Origin of the sequence: Peribacillus sp. NPDC101481 (assembly GCF_044767165.1) — a bacterium.
Lineage (GTDB): Bacteria > Bacillota > Bacilli > Bacillales > DSM-1321 > Peribacillus.
Map to the genome: position 1 here is coordinate 269011 of NZ_JBIWNJ010000002.1, position 17387 is coordinate 286397.

Here is a 17387-nt window from a genome sequence, read left to right on the forward strand (position 1 = left end):
AAGATATAGACGCATCAAAGTGAATCGATCTCATATTTTCTTTTCGGAACGAGTGGAGTATCGATCTTTTTTAGTCGATAAATTCTGATATTTCAATGAAGCATAGTGTAACTTTTTTCCATATGGGACCGTATAATAATTTGTTAAAACACAAGAAAAGAGGGTTCCAATGAAAAAGATATTGTTGATTTTGGCAGCCGTTTTTTTGGTAACAGGACTTAGTGCTTGTAAAGGAGTCCAGGAGGGAAATAAGGAATCTCCGCCAATTTCAGAAAAGCCAAATGATAATCCTAAGCAAACCGACGGGCAAGATGAAGATTCTTCAGGTGAATCGGGTGAAAATCCGACAAAAGATCTGCCAAATACGAAAACGGATACGATCATATTAGAAGGTATGGAAGAACCATTCCAATTCACGCTTCATCATAGTCAGGCATTGGGATTCTCAACCTACATCGTGGATGACATGGTCGTTGAAGAGGCTAGTTCTGGTGAAGGAGATACAATGATTGTTTTTGCAAACTTTGCAGGCAAGAGAAATGAGGACGCCAAAGTTCAGATATTTTCCAAAAGTGAGGGTACGAATGCGACAATAGAAGAACAGGCGGAGTTTGCGAGGGAAGTTGTGATAAGCAACGACTTTGAGATAAAACAGCGATCTGATAATTCGCCTAACCGATTTGATTGGTCTGAGGTGGAATTTGACATTAGTCAGAAGGGCAGTAATTATTCCATATTGGGTACAGTGTCGGTTTTTCAACATGGCGACCGCGTTTACTATGCAATCGTTCAATACCCGGAAGAATATGAAGAAGGCTTCATACCGCGGGTTGTAAAAATGTTTGATGATATCGTATGGTATGAAGCACCTTGATAAATGAGTTTCCAAAAATGGGTACACCATTTGACAGATGATGGTCATATATTTGTCTAAAAAGTGGGCATAAAAATTAATCCTGTTGAACGGTAGGTAGCTAGTTTGTCTACAGTCTGAGAGCAGCTCTTTTGCTGCTCTTTTTTGTATGATAGGATTGTCTGCTTTATTCAGATTAAGAAGGATAAATGATTGGGTTAGAGAATAATTAGTGATAGGATTTCGAAAACGAATTTGATAGAAAATAGGTGAAGCAAGTGGAGTTGGATACATTGTATAAGACATATCGACCGTTTCTTTTTTCCATCGCATACCGGATGCTCGGATCGGTTACAGATGCAGAAGATATCGTTCATGATTTATTCCTGCAGCTTAAGCTTGATACCGACGAAATTAAGGACATGAAAGCATATCTTGCGAAAATGACGACAAACCGCTGTCTGAATTTTTTAAAATCAGCCCGTAAGAGAAGAGAGGTTTACACAGGTCCTTGGCTGCCAGAACCTCGGGTAAACGAAACAGATCAGCCTCTAGATAAGGTCGTAACGGATGAAACGGTTGCATATGCCTTCCTCGTTTTGCTGGAACAGCTTTCACCTGTTGAAAGAGCGGTTTTCGTGCTTAGGGAAGCATTCACTTACAGCTATGAAGATATCGCCGAGATGCTCGAAAAGAATGAAGTGAACTGCAGAAAGATCTACAGCCGGGCTAAGCGGAAATTACAGAATGATAGGCCTGTCCATCCGGAGGATACGAAACATGTCGATCTTTTGGCAAAAAAATTCATAAAAGCATCTGCGACAGGAAACTTTGAGGAGTTTTTGGATCTTCTTACAGAAGATGTTGTCCTTGTTACTGACGGCGGAGGAAGAGTGCTTTCTGCATTAAATCCAATTGTAACCAAACAGCGCGTATCCTCCTTTCTTAAAGGCGTTTCTGCTAAAGGTGGTTTCATAGGAGAACTTCTTCCGGTTATGGTCAATGGTCAGGAAGGAATTTTGCAAATGAAAGAAGGAAAGCCTACCAAAGTCATCTGCTTTGAATTAGATCCAAAACAAAAAAATATCCGCAAAATCTTCATTGTCACCAATCCCGATAAATTAAATCATATTCCTGTGATAGATTGAGGGCTCTCTTTTTTTGATGTCACAAATCAAACCTCTATTTTGTCTTATAAGTGGAACCTAAAAAGATAATGGAGGAGATAGACATGGAACAACGGATTAACTACATGAAGACAAATCGTGAAGTGGTCAAATTAATGATGGGTTTGGAGGAGTACAAGAAAACAACGGAAATCGATAGCACATTAATCGAATTGATTAAAATTCGCGCCTCTCAAATCAATGGCTGTGCGTACTGCTTGGATATGCATACAAAGGATGCCCGGGCGATGGGTGAAACGGAACAAAGAATTTACTGTTTGAGTGCTTGGCGTGAAACACCATTCTATTCTGATTCGGAAAGGGCAGCGTTGGAATTGACGGAAGCGGTCACGGTCATTTCTGCAAACGGTGTACCTGATGAACTGTATGAGAGGGTCCGCCTTCATTTTGATGAAAAACAATATATCGATCTCGTTACCATAATTATCACGATCAATGGCTGGAACCGATTGGCCATTTCAGCCCAAAACATACCAGGGCACTATAAGCCTGTAATGGAAAAATAATGTCGTTATCAAAACCCCTTGTATGGTTACAAGGGGTTTTAATTGTAAAAACGTGGCTTTTTAATTATTTTTCTTTTTTATAAAAGCGTTCACCCGTATCAGGATTATAATACACCCTTGTTTTTTCTCCAGTCACGGGGTCTATATTTATTTCATCTGTCGATTTAAATCCATCAGGAACTTTTACACCGTGATTGCGTTTAAACCGTTTATCATAGATAAAGTATCCAAGTAAAATGCATAAGATAACTATAATAATTTGTAATATATAGTACCCTATGATGAATTTCATTATATTTTCTCCACAATGACGGCGGTTCCATATGCAACAATTTCGCTCATATTTTTACCGATTTCCCCAGAATCATATCTCATCATTATAATTGCGTTTGCACCCATTTCATTGGCATTTTTTATCATACGGTCCATAGCTTCTTTTCTTGAATCTTCAAGCATCGCTGTATATTGCTTGATTTCTCCGCCTACCAGGGATTTTAACCCTGCCATGATATCGCCGCCAATCCCTCTACTTCTTACAATTAGACCGAAGGCAGGCCCTTTTACCTCTACAATTTTGTACCCTTCAATTTTTTCTGTGGTAACTACCAACACATTAATCGCCTCCGACTTATTACTTTATTATGAAATTTTCCTGAACTGAAAGCATAAACAAATGATCCAAGTTCGAATGAAGTTTAAACATTCCCTTTAGTTCCTTTTTTATCAAGCGCAATAATCATTCCTTTAAATTTTACCATAATATAAGCTTTATCCCCCTTAACAATAGATAACATATTTCGGGTAAGCATAAAAAATCCCATTTCGCAGAAAAGAAATGGGATTAAATTTATTGGTGTTTTTACTGCTGATTTTTGATTGTTATATATGTGTGTAGATTTATGATGCTCATGATACTACTGTGAATGCCCATATAAGCTCTTATATGGGCTAGCTCTATAATATTAGTGTTTTGTAGGATTACATCAAGTAGTAAATAGTATCAACTTATAGGTAAATAATGAAGGTCTCTCAAGAGTTTAGACTTAAAAGGCCTTCATAATTTATTTTTCTTTTTTTGAATTTGAGCGATTAAGATAAGTAATATACCTAAAATAAACAACGAGATAAATATATTGAAAGATTTTACATATCCTACTGGGAATAGTGCAGCACCAATTAATGATATAACCCCTAGTGTATAAAAAGTTCTGACTCTACTAATCATAACTCCTCCTATAAGTACTAAAAATAGCGGTTATTTATCTTTATTTCATTAAGAATTTCATACAATTTATTTTCATAGTGTAAGCTGATTAATTGTGATCTGGATGTAACATCTAGTTCTTCAAACATTTTATTTACATAGTTACGAACTGTAGAAACACTTATATTCAGATTATCAGCTATTTCTTTATCTTTGAGACCTTGAGTTATATTTTTTATTATTCGCAATTCAACTTCATGTTGTTGTTCCCTGGTGATTAAAGATGATGTATCTGTTTTTATTATCTCTTCTATTAATAATTTCTCACGATACACATGTAACTCGTAGGAGATTTGATTAGCGAGCATTTCAGAAATCATTTCGAAATTTCCATTATCATCCTTTGTGATTATACCAACATACCCTTGCAATTCCTTATTTTTAATTTCATGGATCGGGGAAGATAAAACACTAAAATACTTCCCGGAGATTTGATTTTTAGTTTTTACAGTAGTATTTTGCAATGAACTTAAAACAAATGCATTATTTTCAACAGATTCTTTTATAACCAAATTACATATATCTTTATGTTCAAAATTACTCTTAGAGTATAAAATATTTAGCTCTTTATCAAAGATAAATATAGTAGTTTCAAAATTAAACTTGAAATTCTTAATACTATTCAATACTTTTTTACTGATATAAATGATTTGATTTTTCAATTCCATATTCATACCTCATACTTGTTCCTAAAATGAAATACCTGTTTACTCTCCTCGCTTCACAATAAACTATTTTACCTTGTGATGGGTTCCAAAAATGATGATTGCTATTTCAGAAATGATACGGCACGTCGGGTTTGGATTTTATTCAATTGCTAACTTATTTACACAGAGTATTGATGAAATTCTAAAAATAATGCTTATACACCCATCTCCTAAACCTAAAACAAAATTCGACAAGGATTTCATGGCTGGTGTAAGATGAATGAAAAAGCCAGAAATGGGGGTGAATGCTTTGGTTGATTTATTACCGTCGCTGTTTGAAAAAGTGGGGATCATCGTGATTGCTGCCTTCCTGCTTTCTTATATGAAACCGTTTCGGCAAATGATAGGCCATGAACATGAAATGTCGAAGAAAATCATGTTTATCGCACTTTTTGGAACATTCGGCATCATAAGTAACTATACAGGAATCGAAATCGGAACTCATGCCATGCCGGATGGTGATTGGCATGCTGAGATTGCTCCCGATAACGCGATTGCTAACACAAGAATTATGGGCGTGGCTATCGGCGGTTTACTGGGGGGACCATTTGTTGGGTTGGGAGTAGGTTTGATTGCGGGGCTTCACCGTTATTTTCTCGGAGGCTTTACGGCGGGGGCTTGTGCGATCGCTGCAATTTTGGCTGGGGTTTTATCGGGTCTTTTGGGGAAAAGGCGCCGAAAGCATGGGATGATTACCCCTTGGTTTGCCCTGCCCATTTGCATGGCATTGGAAGCGATCCAAATGGGCATCATCCTGGTGACTACCAAACCATTTGAAAAGGCGTGGGAGCTCGTACAAGTAATCGGGATTCCCATGATCATCATCAATGGGTTCGGGACTTTACTATTCATGCTCATCATTCAGTCGATCACAAGGGACGAAGCACGGACTCGGGCCGTACAAACCAATCTTGCGTTCCTGATTGCGGATCAGACTTTGCCCTTTTTCCGGCAAGGTCTGAATCAAACTTCATGCAAGAGAATAGCCCAAATCATCTTGGGGCTGACTGAAGCCGATGCCGTGGCCATTACCAATGATCATAGCGTACTTGCCCATGTTGGCTCTGCGTCTGATCACCATGTCCCTAAGGTGGGAATAGCGACAGGCTTAACGAAAAAAGCCCTTGAACAAGGGAAAATAATCGTGGCCAAAACAAAAAAGGACATTTATTGTTTTCATGATCAATGCCCATTGCAAGCGGCCGTAGTCCTGCCGTTGCAGGTCCAACAGAAAACGGTCGGGACTTTGAAGATGTATTTCAAGCATCCGGATAAATTAGGCCAAGTGGAACAAGAGTTAGCTGAAGGATTGGCCAAACTATTTTCCACTCAATTGGAACTCGCTAAAGCGGAAATGCAAACGAAATTATTGAAAGATGCTGAAATTAAGGCATTGCAAGCACAGGTCCATCCGCATTTTTTATTCAATGCAATCAATACGATATCTGTTCTATGCAGGACGGATGTCGAGAAGGCAAGAAGTTTATTGCAGGAGCTCAGTGCTTTCTTTCGCTCTAATTTACAAGGAGCCCGACAAATCCTGGTGCCGCTAGAAAAGGAATTAGAGCATGTTAATGCTTATTTATCACTGGAGCAGGCGCGTTTTCCAAATAAATTTCATATCGACTATCGCATTGAGCCAAGGCTGAATGAAGTTCTTATCCCTCCATTCACGTTGCAGCCACTTGTTGAGAATGCGGTACACCACGCATTTCCACATGTGAAAAGCAAAGGTCAAATCATCCTTCACGCATACTTTAAAGACGATGCGATGCGCATTGTTGTGGAAGATAACGGAAAAGGGATTTCAAGCGGGAGAATAGATGAATTGGGTAAGCATGCTGTAGAATCGGCTAAGGGTACAGGAACGGCCCTTCATAATATCAGTGAACGGCTGGAAGGGATCTATAAAGGACAGGCCAGCCTCTCGATAGAAAGTGAGACGGGACACGGAACAAAAGTGAAAATATCAATACCACTCGAAAGGAGCATATGGCAACGATGATGAAAGCATTTATCGTAGAGGATGAACCACTGGCAAGAGATGAATTGAAATATCTATTGAAGAGAAGCAGGCAAGTTGAAGTCGTGGGTGAGGCTGAGGGGATAGAAGATGCCATAAGGGATATATCCCGACTTAAACCTGAACTTGTCTTTTTGGACATTGAGCTTGCAGATGGAAATGGCTTGCATTTGGCTAAGCAATTGGCGGAACTTGACCCCGCACCATCGCTTATTTTTGCGACCGCTTATGATGAGTTTGCCCTCCAAGCCTTCGAGTTATATGCATTTGATTATCTATTAAAGCCATTTAATGAAAAAAGGATTCGGCAAACATTGGATAAGCTCATGAAGCAGCGTCAAATCGGGAAAGACGAATCCAGGACATCAGCTTCCGCCAGCCGAACCGCGGTGGAACAGACAGGTAAATTGGCTGTAGTGATAGATGATCGGATCGTTTTGATCGACCGGGATCATATTTTGTTCATAGGACTCATGGAAGGAAAGACGATCATTAAAACAGAGGAAAATGAATATAAAATCGGTGACCCTCTCATCGTGCTTGAAAAGAAGCTCGATAAGCGCTCATTTTTACGGGTGCATCGTGGTTTTATCGTGAATGTCATCCATATTTCTGAAATACAGCCTTGGTTCAACTCGACTTATAATCTCATTATGAGTGATGGATCAAACATCCCGGTAAGCCGGACGTATGTGAAGGAGCTAAAGCAGCTCATCGGTTTTTAAAAATTTTCATAATTCTGCATTTTATCTTCTTGATAATGCAATCTATCCCTCGATATCTGCATTATAACTTGAAAACCCATTGAATTCGCTTTCATTGTGATATCATTTTTTTACGATGTAAGTAATAGAGGGGGTTCAAATATGAATGCGGTTACAATTGTCATAGGCTCCATTTGTATATTAATGATTGCCTACCGTTTATACGGGACATTCATAGCACTCAAAGTATTAAAACTTGATGATTCCAAGCCGACTCCGGCCCATAAATTAGAAGATGGAAAAGATTATGTTCCAACAAATAAATGGGTGGCATTCGGCCACCATTTTGCAGCCATTGCTGCGGCTGGTCCTTTGGTGGGTCCGATCCTTGCAGCACAATTCGGCTATTTGCCAAGTTTATTATGGCTTTTGATCGGGGCTGTAATCGGGGGGGCCGTTCATGATGCCGTCGTGCTCTTCGCGTCGATGCGTAAAGACGGCAAATCCCTTTCGGAAGTTGCGAAAGAGGAACTTGGACCTGTAGCAGGCTTCTGTACAGGACTAGCGATGCTTTTTATCATTACGATCACGATGGCAGGACTTTCAATGGTCGTGCTGCATGCTTTGGAAAATAATCCATGGGGGACGTTTGCTGTCGGGATCACCATTCCGATTGCCATGGGTGTAGGGCTTTACCATAAAAAAACCGGCAACCTGAAAGGGGCGACCATCGTCGGGTTCGCGCTCATCATGGCCGGAATTTTACTTGGTCCGAACATTCAAGGAACGGCACTTGGTGAATTATTGACACTTGAAGCGAGTACACTTGCCATCATTTTGCCGATCTATGCTTTCTTTGCTGCCGCATTGCCTGTTTGGCTGCTGCTGGCACCACGTGATTACTTGAGTACATTTATGAAAATCGGTGTATTTGCCGCATTGATTATCGGTGTTTTCGTCGTGAATCCAGAAATCCAGTTTCCTGCGTTTACCGAATTCATTAATGGCGGGGGCCCGATCGTAGCCGGTCCAGTTTGGCCTTTCATTTCAATAACCATCGCCTGTGGGGCGATTTCAGGATTCCATGCATTTGTCGGATCAGGCACAACTCCAAAAATGTTAAACCGTTGGAGTGATATCAAATCCGTTGGTTTCGGAGCGATGCTTGTCGAATGTGTCGTCGCCATCATGGCATTGATTGCTGCGGTTTCGCTGCAGCCAGGAGATTATTTTGCGATTAACTCCACACCTGAAGTATTTCAAACATTAGGCATGGAAACCGTACACCTTGACGAGCTCAGTGAAGAAATCGGCATTAATCTGGAGGGACGGACAGGCGGGGCAGTTACACTTGCTGTCGGCATGACCTATATTTTTACCGAAATACCCTTCTTTGACAAACTGGCTTCATTTTTCTTCCAATTCGTCATCATGTTCGAGGCGGTGTTCATATTAACCGCAATCGATTCAGGGACACGTGTTGCCCGGTACTTGATCCAGGACTTCTTCGGGGAGTTCTATAAACCATTAAAACGAGTCGACTGGCTGCCAGGGAACATCTTCGCCAGCGCGTTAGCCTGCTTTATCTGGGGATACCTGCTTTACTCTGGGGACATCGGTTCGATCTGGGCACTCTTTGGCGTATCCAACCAGCTCATGGCTTCGATTGGACTCATCATCGGTGCGACCGTCGTATTGAAAATCGCAGACAAACGCTGGTATATCTGGACATGCCTAGTACCCCTTGCCTACTTATATGTAACGGTTAATGTAGCAGGGTACTGGATGGTGAAAAACGTATACCTGAACCCGGACTCTGCAGGATTCAGCATCTTGAACGGAGTATTATCGATCACCATGTTAATCCTGGGCTTGATCATTCTGGTTGCCGCCTTGAAAAAATGGCGGGAGCTTTGGAAAATACCTCAAGCAGAACTATTGAAAAGATCAGCATGAGCATAAAAAAATCCGGGCGGAAAACTGCCCGGATTTTTGTTCGTTGCGAACGGTAGAAAATGCCCTCAATACCGTTTCCTTAAAATTAAGACACCAAAACCTGAAAAAGGAAAGTATCAATAACCCCAACTTTGTTAATGATAGCAAATGAGGAGGTGTGATAAGATGGCAAAAGATGTTCTATGTGAAGTGAATAATTGTAAATATTGGGATTCTGGAAACAAATGCAGTGCAGATGCTATTTATGTTGTCAGCCATAAAGGGAACCAAGCATCAAATAGCAAAGAAACGGATTGCAAAACATTTGATCCAGAAATTTAAACAATCGGGGGTAACCATCACTGGTTACCTTCTTTCATATTTATTATTGATAATAAAAATCATTTTCATTCAAGATTATAGAAATTCATATTATTTTTTCTTCATGGAAAGGATATTTGGGCGATATATTTGAGAGTTTGATCGATAAAATCGAAAGTTTGGTCGATATATACTTGAGATTGAGCGATATATCGAGAATTTGATTGATATATACGTGAATTTGAACGAAATACTCAAGAATTCGCACTATACTCGTGAGTTTGGGCAGTTTACTCGTGAGTTTGGGCAGTTTACTCGTGAATTTGAGCAGTTTACTCGTGAGTTTGAGCAGTTTACTCGTGAGTTTGGGCAGTTTACTCGTGAATTAAGAAGTTTTACTCGTGAGTTTGCACTTACCTGAGAATTACTTTTGAAATAGTCAGCCCATCACCGATTGGAATTAGCATGGATTCCAATTGAGGGTGATTGGCCACCTTTTCATTGAATGCCTTCATAAATGCAGTGTATTGTTTAGGTTCAGCATCCGGATCTGCGACACTGCCCCTCGCAAGTACGTTATCCATGACGATTAAAGCACCCGGTTCTGCCAGTTTAATGCAATATTGCAGGTAATTTTCATAATTGTCCTTGTCAGCATCTATAAAGAAAAAATCAAATTTCCTGTTATCACGCTCAAGTTGTTCAAGGCTTTGCAGAGCTGCTCCGGTCATATATGATACTTGGTCGCCAAAGCCAGCTTTGGATAGATTGCGATAAGCTAACTTTGCGTATTCCTCCTTTAATTCAAGAGAGGTTAATTTTCCTTCGCTGCCGAATCCCCTGGCAAGGCAGATTCCGCTATACCCCCCAAGAGCGCCTATTTCCAATACATTTTTAGCTCCTGAAATGGATATAAGCATAGTAAGAAGTTTTCCGGATGAGGGGGATACCGATATGGACGGCATTCCGTTTTCTTGTATGGACGAAATGACTTCTTCCAAAAGGGCATCTCCGGTATAAAACACTGAGTCGATATAACTGTTAATTTGTTTCATTCATTTCCATTCCTTTCTCATTGGAAGTTTCCTTTTCTTCACTTTTCTTATTGGCTGCTTCATTTTCTTGTATTTCAAATAATTGAATGAACTCGTTGATTAACATATCAATTGCTTTCAATTCACCGACTAAGATTTGATTGATGGATTGAAACTCTGGTTTATCTAACTGTTCCATAATGGTTGAACGTTTAAGATTCATCATCTCTAAAAAAGCAATTGCCCTTCCGCGGCGAAACGTTTTGGGGCCACGATGGTGTGAACCATGGTCTTTATGCCTGCCACCGTGATGTCCATCTTTTTTGAATTTTTCATCTCTCATGTTATAACCTCTTTCCATGTATACATATGTATACACTTTCTCTTTTGTTTAATGTATACATTTGTATACAAAATGTCAACTGATAATCGAGTAGAATAATCAAAATGCAGTAATAAAAAGTTTGTCTAAATTGTTATTTAGAGAGGAAAAAAAAAGACTTACATTCAAAGATTTTTTTTGCAAACAGACCGGTTTGTATTAACCAAGGGCAATTGGGATAGCGGTCATGGTTTCCCCATTCTCTGCGAAGCAAAATGGCTACTTGACTGATGTGGCAAATGATTTACCGGTAGCTGCCGCCTCAGGTTCAACACTTGTATTTAAAATTTGTTTGATTTTCGCCATCGTGAATGTGGTGCTTCATTGTTCATGAAAAAACCGAAGTAACAAAGATAAAAAAACAGATCACCATTCAAACGGGTGATCTGTTTTTTTATTATTTTTGAACTTTACTAAGTAAATCTAAAAGCTGTTGTTTTTCCGTCTCGTTCAAGTTGGAAAACTGTGATGCCTGAAAATGCTCTTGTTTTGGAACGACTTCATGAAAAAACTCTTTTCCTTCATCAGTCAATGAAAGGTATTTTGTTTTCCATTCCTGCTCCCGTTTAATCAATCCCATTTCTTCCATTTTCCTTAATAGTTGAGTGATATTGCCTTTCGTCACAAAAAGCTTGTTTGCCAGTTCTTGCTGAGACAATCGTTCATGGGAACCCACTTGAACCAAGATATCGAATTGGGCTGCCGATAGATTCCATTTCTTTAAATGTTGATTGGATTCCCGGATACTCTGATTATATATTCGTGTGATTCGGAACCATAACATTAAACCTAGTCTTTCCTCATTATTAGATGTGAAGGGATGCATGAATGTCACCTCATACTTTCTTTGTCCCAATCAGTTTATGAATAAACTAATTAGGTGTCAAATGCAAAAACTTCCAACTTCTATACAAAGAAACTAGTATAATCTTACGATACTGGTTTCTTTGATTTCTTTATTATGTAGTCGTTAGTTTAGCAAAGATAATAAAAAACAGTGTTAATTCGGCTATAATCACAATATTTGGTACACCGACAAACAAATTAAAAATAAAAAAGAGTCCTAAAATCCCTAAAAATAGCCCTAAATGATAAATTTGCAACCGCTGGTGTTTGTGTCTATATTGGTGGAAAACAAAAGTGGTTGAAATGAAATAGAGCAATACGGAACCAAAAACAAAATAGAGGATGAATGAATAATGGACCTCATGTAAAAACAATAATCTGATGGCTGCTGCAATCATGCTTATAGACATTAAAATAAACAGATGTCCGTAAATGATGATCTGGCCGGAAGATTGTACAGACTTGTCGACTTTCTTCTCCATGTTATCAAAATATTGCCACCACATAGCTATTATCAGGGCAAATGAAATGATGGAAAAGGCTATCGAATCCCAATTTCCTTGTTTAGGTTGAATTACCGCAAGAGTGCTGACAAGAGCTTCCCCAAAGAGAATGATGGTAAATAGACCAAAGCGCTCTAGCAAGTGGGCCGTATTTGTAGGAACCTTTTCTAAGCACTTTCTTCCAAGGATCGGGACAATGATATCAATCAGAATACCCAAATACAACACAGCATACCGAAGCCAAGAATCAAAAAGGACGGAGAATAATGAAATGGCGATTCCAATCCAAAAATACCTTCCCAAAAAAAGTGCTGCCTTTTTTCTAAATCCCTTTTCTATCCGCTGTACAACAAGATATTGGATAGCAGTCACGGCTCTCAATCCAATATAACCAATTAAAAAAGAAACATAATAGGGATCAAAATCAGCAGATAAGCTTGATGTCATGATCAGGACAAAAAACATTTGCAATATCAAAAATAGCCGTTGATGAAATACATCCTTTCCAAACCGGTTAATAAATATGGTTTGTCCTACCCAAGCCCACCAGATAGGAATAAAAATCAATACGAACTTTAATAAATACTCTGGATGGATATAACCATCTTCAACATGCAGTAAAACATGAGTTGCGCCAGCAACGGCCGCCACAAATAACAAATCATAAAAGAGCTCTAACCATGTAACTTTCTTTTCATCCATCTCTGCACTCCTCCCAATCGCCTTATAGTTTATAGTATGTTGGAAATATTCAGAAAATGGAAGGGGGGTTCAATATAACTTTGGGGAAAGCAATTTAGAATTCATGATCCATTATAAGAAGTTCTAATTACCCAATATTAAGTTAAGCCAAATTCAGTAAATATTTAATTAGGAATAACGTCACTTTTTTAATTTTGGTATATTATGGTACTATAGGAGATGATTTCAAACGGGGAGGGAAGTAGATGACCAGAACCATCGGCCTTATTTGTGGCAGTTTACGGGAAAATTCTTATAATCGAATCATTGCTCAATCATTGACAGATATGGTTGATTCGTATCAATTTCGCTGGATCGAAATTAATGATCTTCCGTTGTTTAACGAAGACTTAGAAATAAGTGGGGTTCCAGAAACAGTGGCATCATTTAAATCCGCCATCCAGGGCGTCGACGGTATCATTATCGTGAGTCCAGAGTACAATTCTGGAATACCAGGCGTATTAAAAAATGCATTGGACTGGGCATCAAGACCTCGGGAGTTCGCTGTTCTTACCAAAAAACCAGTTGGCCTGATTGGAGCTACTCCTGGTGGAATGGGAACTGCATTTGCTCAAATGCAAATCAGGCAAGTATTAGAAGCCATGCAAGTTCATGTTCTTCCATTTCAAAAAATGCTGATTTCGCAAGTACATAAAAAGATTGATCCTGATCGGAAAGTGCTTACTGACGATCAAACAAAACGTTATCTTGAGCGTTATTTACAACAATTCATACATTGGATCGATCACACTCCAATTATAGATTAACAATCAATGATTCTTAATCTATATATGATTGACAGGCTATGAGTTTATAGATAAACTAATAGCAACAGTCAGTTAAGTTATAAACTGACTGGAACCAACGAAGGAGTTGGGGGGGATTTCCCTACATATGAACTTTCTTCGATAGCTTTTAATAAAAGGAGGACTTAATAATGTCTGATCTCTATTCCCGTCTTTCCAAAGATGATGCTGCCGTTCTTCTGGTGGATCATCAAACCGGTCTTATTTCCGGGCTAGTGCGTGATTATGGTGTTGATGAATTCAAGAACAATGTTATGGCTCTTGCCAATACAGCTAAGTTTTTTGATTTACCAGTCATTTTAACGACAAGCTTTGAAAACGGACCAAACGGACCGCTCATGCAAGAATTGGAAGAACTCTTTCCTCACGCACCAAAAATAGCTCGGCCTGGACAAATTAACGCATGGGATAATGAAGATTTTGTTAAAGCAATCGAAGAAACTGGAAAAAAACAACTTATCATCGCGGGAGTGGTTACAGATGTCTGTGTTGCTTTCCCGGCACTTTCCGCTTTAAAAGCTGGTTATGAAGTATTCGCTGTCACTGATGCTTCTGGAACAGTAAGCAAACAGGTAGCTGATGCGGCTTTAGCGCGTATGGCCCATGGCGGTGTGCAGCTTATGAACTGGTTTAGCGTAGCGTGCGAATTACAACGTGATTGGCGCAACGATGTCGAAGGTTTTGGAGCTTTACTTTCCAGCCAGCTTCCTGGTTATCAAAATATCATCGGAAGCTATAGGGGAGCTCAGCGCGATTTCAGCAAGCAGATCTAAAGATGACGCACCGATTGAATAAAAGAGGGGATATTTGTTCCCTCTCGGACTGTAGGCAAGCTCGATGAAAATCGAGTTTGCCTACAGTTTTTTAGTATGAGTACAATTATTCGCATTTCACGGGAGTCTCGCACTCCTGTTCCGTTCTTTTAAAACAATTGCTATACTTCATGATTTTTTTATTGTTTTTTTAAGGGACGAAACCATATTGGATTGAAGAAATTTGCGACACTCCTGCCGAATAACTGGCTAGCCGAGAACCCACAGACGCTTGCGTCGAGGAGGCTTGGCAGACAGTCGGCGGAAAGGGAGCGGATTTCTGAAATCTAGCTAGAACTTCTTTTTGAGGTTATGTAAAATATGAACGTTGATTTCCCTTTCATTTTGATTTGATGAAAGAAAAGTTTAGCACCTTTAAAACGGTTCATCATTCTAAACCCCCAGCTTCATCCCGAATCCCTTTTATACCTTGGCCTCATGACCTCACTTGCCTCCAAACTGAATGGTTCATTCGAAAATGTATGAAGTACATAATATCTATAATATCCTCTTCTAAATATTGTCTGTATTGAAAATTGATTACGTGCAGTATTGTGCACAAATGTTTATAGAGTATATTATTGTGCAGTACCTATGACAACATTCGGACTGAGAAACGCTACATTTTTAATAAGAAGTGAGATATCGTAGAAGCAGGGAGAGGGATTGAGAATGTTTTTAGATGAAAGAAGCGCCAATTTACTAAAACTATTACAGCATTCGCCCATTTCAAAAATGAAAGAGCTTGAAGCCCAAACAGGTCTGACGAGAAGGCAAATCCAATATGGTCTGAGCAAAGCGAATGACTGGCTCCAATTTCATGGATATCAACCGATTCAATATAATCGTGAAATGGGCTACTCCTTTTCTGAAACAATCAGGGATGAAGAATTGAATGTAAAACTAACAAAACGCAATTATATATTTTCAGAGACAGATAGGGAAAAGGTCTTTTACCTCATGATCCTGTTAAGCCGAGAGGAATTGTCCGTCTATCATTTCCAAACGATCACCGGGCTTTCACGAAATACGGTGCTGAAGGATTTAAAAAGACTTAAAGAGAAGAACAGGGACATATCGCTCAAAATCCAGTATTCCAAAAAAGATGGCTACGTGGTGATTGGGGAAAGCCGAACAAAGAGATATATCATCGAACGTCTTGTGCATGATGTACTGAACAGTCCCAATAGTGAATGGATCATGGAGTGCATATGGGGAAATCATGAAAAGCAAATCAGCTCGATCCGGTTACAGCTTGAAAGGGCCGAACGTAAATTGGGCATCACCTTTACGGATGAACGGCTTCATGAACTGAGCTATTTATTTCTATGTACAGATCAGCTCATAGGAAAAGGGGAAGAGTTACAGGCAGATGAGAGCTGGGCACCGTTTGTTGCGACGGAAGAATACAAACTGGTTGAGGAAATGACCAGGACGAATGCCTTTCAATCAGTATGGAGCGAAACGGAAAACTTATACGCAACCTTACATTTACTGAGCATGAATAGAACGAAGGATATTTCCCCTCTTAAGGATGATGAAGTCATTCAACACCTTTTGCAGGAAATCGTGGAAGAGTTCGAGAGGCTGGCATTTGTTCACCTAAAAGACAAAGAGCAGCTATGCCAACAATTATACGTTCATTTTAAACCGGCATATCATCGCCTGCGGTATGGCCTCCCGCAAATGAATCCGATGACGGGACGGGTGCAGAAGGTATATCCCGAACTGCATCATTTGACAAAAAAATCTCTGTGGGTGTTGGAGAAAGAGGTTGGCTGTCCAGTATCAGAAGGAGAAGTGGCATATTTCACAATCTATTTTGGCGGATGGCTGCGCAGGCAAGGAACTACATTGGATGATCGAAAACGGGCGATTGTCGTATGCCCGAATGGTATTGGCATCAGCAATATCCTCATTTATACATTGAGGGAATTATTTCCTGATATTTTGTTCCTGGATGTTTTGTCCGTTAGGAATGCGGCTGAATACCCACTGTCGTACGATCTTGTTTTCTCGACAGTGCATATGAGAACAAAAGCGGCATTATTCGTTGTACCGCCGATTTTGGAAATGCAGGACAAACATACATTACGCCAGCAGGTCATGCAGGAATTGTATGGATATACGAGTGAAACTGTGGATGTTGCAGCTTTATTAAAGATCATTGCCAAGTATGCAACCATCCATGAACAGGATCAGCTTGAAAAGGCTTTGAAGTCGAATGTGTATACCCATACACCAAAAATAACCCAATTTTCTTTAAAGGAGGCAGAGAAGCCTGTGTTAGAAGAACTGCTCAATATGCAAACAATCCAATTACAGCAGCAAGTTTCCGATTGGAAAGAAGCCATTCAAGTCGCGGCCAAGCCTCTCGTGGACTTAGGTACCGTCGAAGAACGATATGTGGATGCCATGATTGAGGCAATAGAAACGAATGGACCATATGTAGTGATAACGCCTGGAGTGGCGATTCCCCATGCACGTCCGGAGCAGGGGGTCAGGTCTTTATCCATGAGTTTGCTGAAATTGGATGAGGCCGTGGACTTTGCGCCGGATAAACCGGTCCGCCTGATTATCATTTTGGCGGCCGTAGATAACGATTCGCATCTTCGGGCATTGATCCAGCTTACTCAATTATTGAATGAGCCAGCCAATATAGAAGAAATCTTAAGCACTTCAGATAAATCGGTCCTTATGGAGTACGTTCATAAATATTCGAAGGAGGAAGCGGAATGAAAATCATGGTAGTATGCGGAAATG

The 17387-nt window shown here is 39.8% G+C and carries 18 protein-coding genes; 11 read left to right on the plus strand and 7 right to left on the minus strand.

Translation table 11 applies throughout. From position 1 onward, the window contains the following. Positions 1–169 precede the first annotated feature (169 nt). From ACIROD_RS11275 to ACIROD_RS11285, 3 genes are all read left to right on the plus strand, one after another. Positions 170–874, plus strand: coding sequence for a hypothetical protein (locus tag ACIROD_RS11275; RefSeq protein ID WP_402940778.1), 705 nt, complete (start codon positions 170–172; stop codon positions 872–874). A gap of 272 nt (positions 875–1146) precedes the next feature. Then, positions 1147–2001 carry an RNA polymerase sigma-70 factor gene (locus ACIROD_RS11280; protein ID WP_402940781.1) on the plus strand — a complete coding sequence of 285 codons (855 nt, stop codon included), beginning with the start codon at positions 1147–1149 and terminating at the stop codon, positions 1999–2001. 83 nt (positions 2002–2084) lie between these two features. After that, positions 2085–2546, plus strand: a complete 462-nt coding sequence (locus ACIROD_RS11285) for a carboxymuconolactone decarboxylase family protein (protein ID WP_264895571.1) — start codon at positions 2085–2087, stop codon at positions 2544–2546. 64 nt (positions 2547–2610) lie between these two features. On the opposite strand, the gene ACIROD_RS11290 is transcribed toward ACIROD_RS11285, so the two are convergent. From ACIROD_RS11290 to ACIROD_RS11300, 3 genes are all read right to left on the minus strand, one after another. After that, the gene (locus ACIROD_RS11290) at positions 2611–2838 is read right to left on the minus strand and encodes a hypothetical protein (protein ID WP_402940784.1); all 228 of its coding nucleotides are present in this window, start codon (positions 2836–2838) and stop codon (positions 2611–2613) included. After that, on the minus strand, positions 2838–3158 hold the full coding sequence (locus tag ACIROD_RS11295; RefSeq protein WP_402940787.1) for a YbjQ family protein: 321 nt from the start codon (positions 3156–3158) through the stop codon (positions 2838–2840). Before ACIROD_RS11295 ends, ACIROD_RS11290 begins: the two co-directional genes overlap by 1 nt. A 630-nt stretch (positions 3159–3788) precedes the next feature. After that, on the minus strand, positions 3789–4478 hold the full coding sequence (locus tag ACIROD_RS11300; protein WP_402940790.1) for a response regulator transcription factor: 690 nt from the start codon (positions 4476–4478) through the stop codon (positions 3789–3791). A 259-nt stretch (positions 4479–4737) separates the two neighbouring features. On the opposite strand from ACIROD_RS11300, the gene ACIROD_RS11305 reads away from it, so the two are divergent. The 4 genes from ACIROD_RS11305 (at position 4738) to ACIROD_RS11320 (ending at position 9521) form a co-directional block, all read left to right on the plus strand. Further along, positions 4738–6522, plus strand: coding sequence for a LytS/YhcK type 5TM receptor domain-containing protein (locus tag ACIROD_RS11305; protein WP_402940793.1), 1785 nt, complete (start codon positions 4738–4740; stop codon positions 6520–6522). Continuing rightward, entirely contained in the window at positions 6519–7265 is a 747-nt protein-coding gene (locus ACIROD_RS11310; RefSeq protein WP_402940796.1) for a LytR/AlgR family response regulator transcription factor, read from the plus strand. Before ACIROD_RS11305 ends, ACIROD_RS11310 begins: the two co-directional genes overlap by 4 nt. Before the next feature lie 141 nt (positions 7266–7406). Continuing rightward, on the plus strand, positions 7407–9200 hold the full coding sequence (gene cstA, locus ACIROD_RS11315) for a carbon starvation protein CstA (protein WP_402940799.1): 1794 nt from the start codon (positions 7407–7409) through the stop codon (positions 9198–9200). 165 nt (positions 9201–9365) lie between these two features. Continuing rightward, a complete protein-coding gene (locus ACIROD_RS11320) occupies positions 9366–9521 on the plus strand; it encodes a DUF1540 domain-containing protein (RefSeq protein WP_065310844.1) in 156 nt (51 codons plus the stop codon). 392 nt (positions 9522–9913) lie between these two features. On the opposite strand, the gene ACIROD_RS11325 is transcribed toward ACIROD_RS11320, so the two are convergent. Both ACIROD_RS11325 and ACIROD_RS11330 read right to left on the minus strand, forming a co-directional pair. Continuing rightward, on the minus strand, positions 9914–10555 hold the full coding sequence (locus ACIROD_RS11325) for an O-methyltransferase (protein ID WP_402940803.1): 642 nt from the start codon (positions 10553–10555) through the stop codon (positions 9914–9916). Further along, positions 10542–10877: a hypothetical protein gene (locus ACIROD_RS11330; RefSeq protein ID WP_402940806.1), complete on the minus strand. Its 336-nt coding sequence runs from the start codon at positions 10875–10877 to the stop codon at positions 10542–10544. Before ACIROD_RS11330 ends, ACIROD_RS11325 begins: the two co-directional genes overlap by 14 nt. 226 nt (positions 10878–11103) lie before the next feature. On the opposite strand from ACIROD_RS11330, the gene ACIROD_RS11335 reads away from it, so the two are divergent. Beyond that, positions 11104–11250: a hypothetical protein gene (locus ACIROD_RS11335; RefSeq protein WP_402940809.1), complete on the plus strand. Its 147-nt coding sequence runs from the start codon at positions 11104–11106 to the stop codon at positions 11248–11250. A 63-nt stretch (positions 11251–11313) separates the two neighbouring features. Here the strand turns inward: ACIROD_RS11335 and ACIROD_RS11340 are convergent, their stop codons facing one another. After that, on the minus strand, positions 11314–11742 hold the full coding sequence (locus ACIROD_RS11340; RefSeq protein ID WP_101224365.1) for a MarR family winged helix-turn-helix transcriptional regulator: 429 nt from the start codon (positions 11740–11742) through the stop codon (positions 11314–11316). A 133-nt stretch (positions 11743–11875) separates the two neighbouring features. After that, complete coding sequence (locus ACIROD_RS11345) at positions 11876–12967, minus strand: low temperature requirement protein A (protein WP_402940813.1); 1092 nt, start codon at positions 12965–12967, stop codon at positions 11876–11878. 245 nt (positions 12968–13212) lie between these two features. Here ACIROD_RS11345 and ACIROD_RS11350 point away from each other — a divergent pair, with 245 nt between their 5' ends. The 3 genes from ACIROD_RS11350 (at position 13213) to ACIROD_RS11360 (ending at position 17363) form a co-directional block, all read left to right on the plus strand. Beyond that, entirely contained in the window at positions 13213–13773 is a 561-nt protein-coding gene (locus ACIROD_RS11350; RefSeq protein ID WP_101224363.1) for an NADPH-dependent FMN reductase, read from the plus strand. Between the two features lie 170 nt (positions 13774–13943). Beyond that, positions 13944–14585: an isochorismate family cysteine hydrolase YcaC gene (gene ycaC / locus ACIROD_RS11355; RefSeq protein ID WP_101224362.1), complete on the plus strand. Its 642-nt coding sequence runs from the start codon at positions 13944–13946 to the stop codon at positions 14583–14585. 711 nt (positions 14586–15296) lie between these two features. Beyond that, positions 15297–17363 carry a BglG family transcription antiterminator gene (locus tag ACIROD_RS11360; RefSeq protein WP_402940817.1) on the plus strand — a complete coding sequence of 689 codons (2067 nt, stop codon included), beginning with the start codon at positions 15297–15299 and terminating at the stop codon, positions 17361–17363. Positions 17364–17387: the final 24 nt, after the last annotated feature.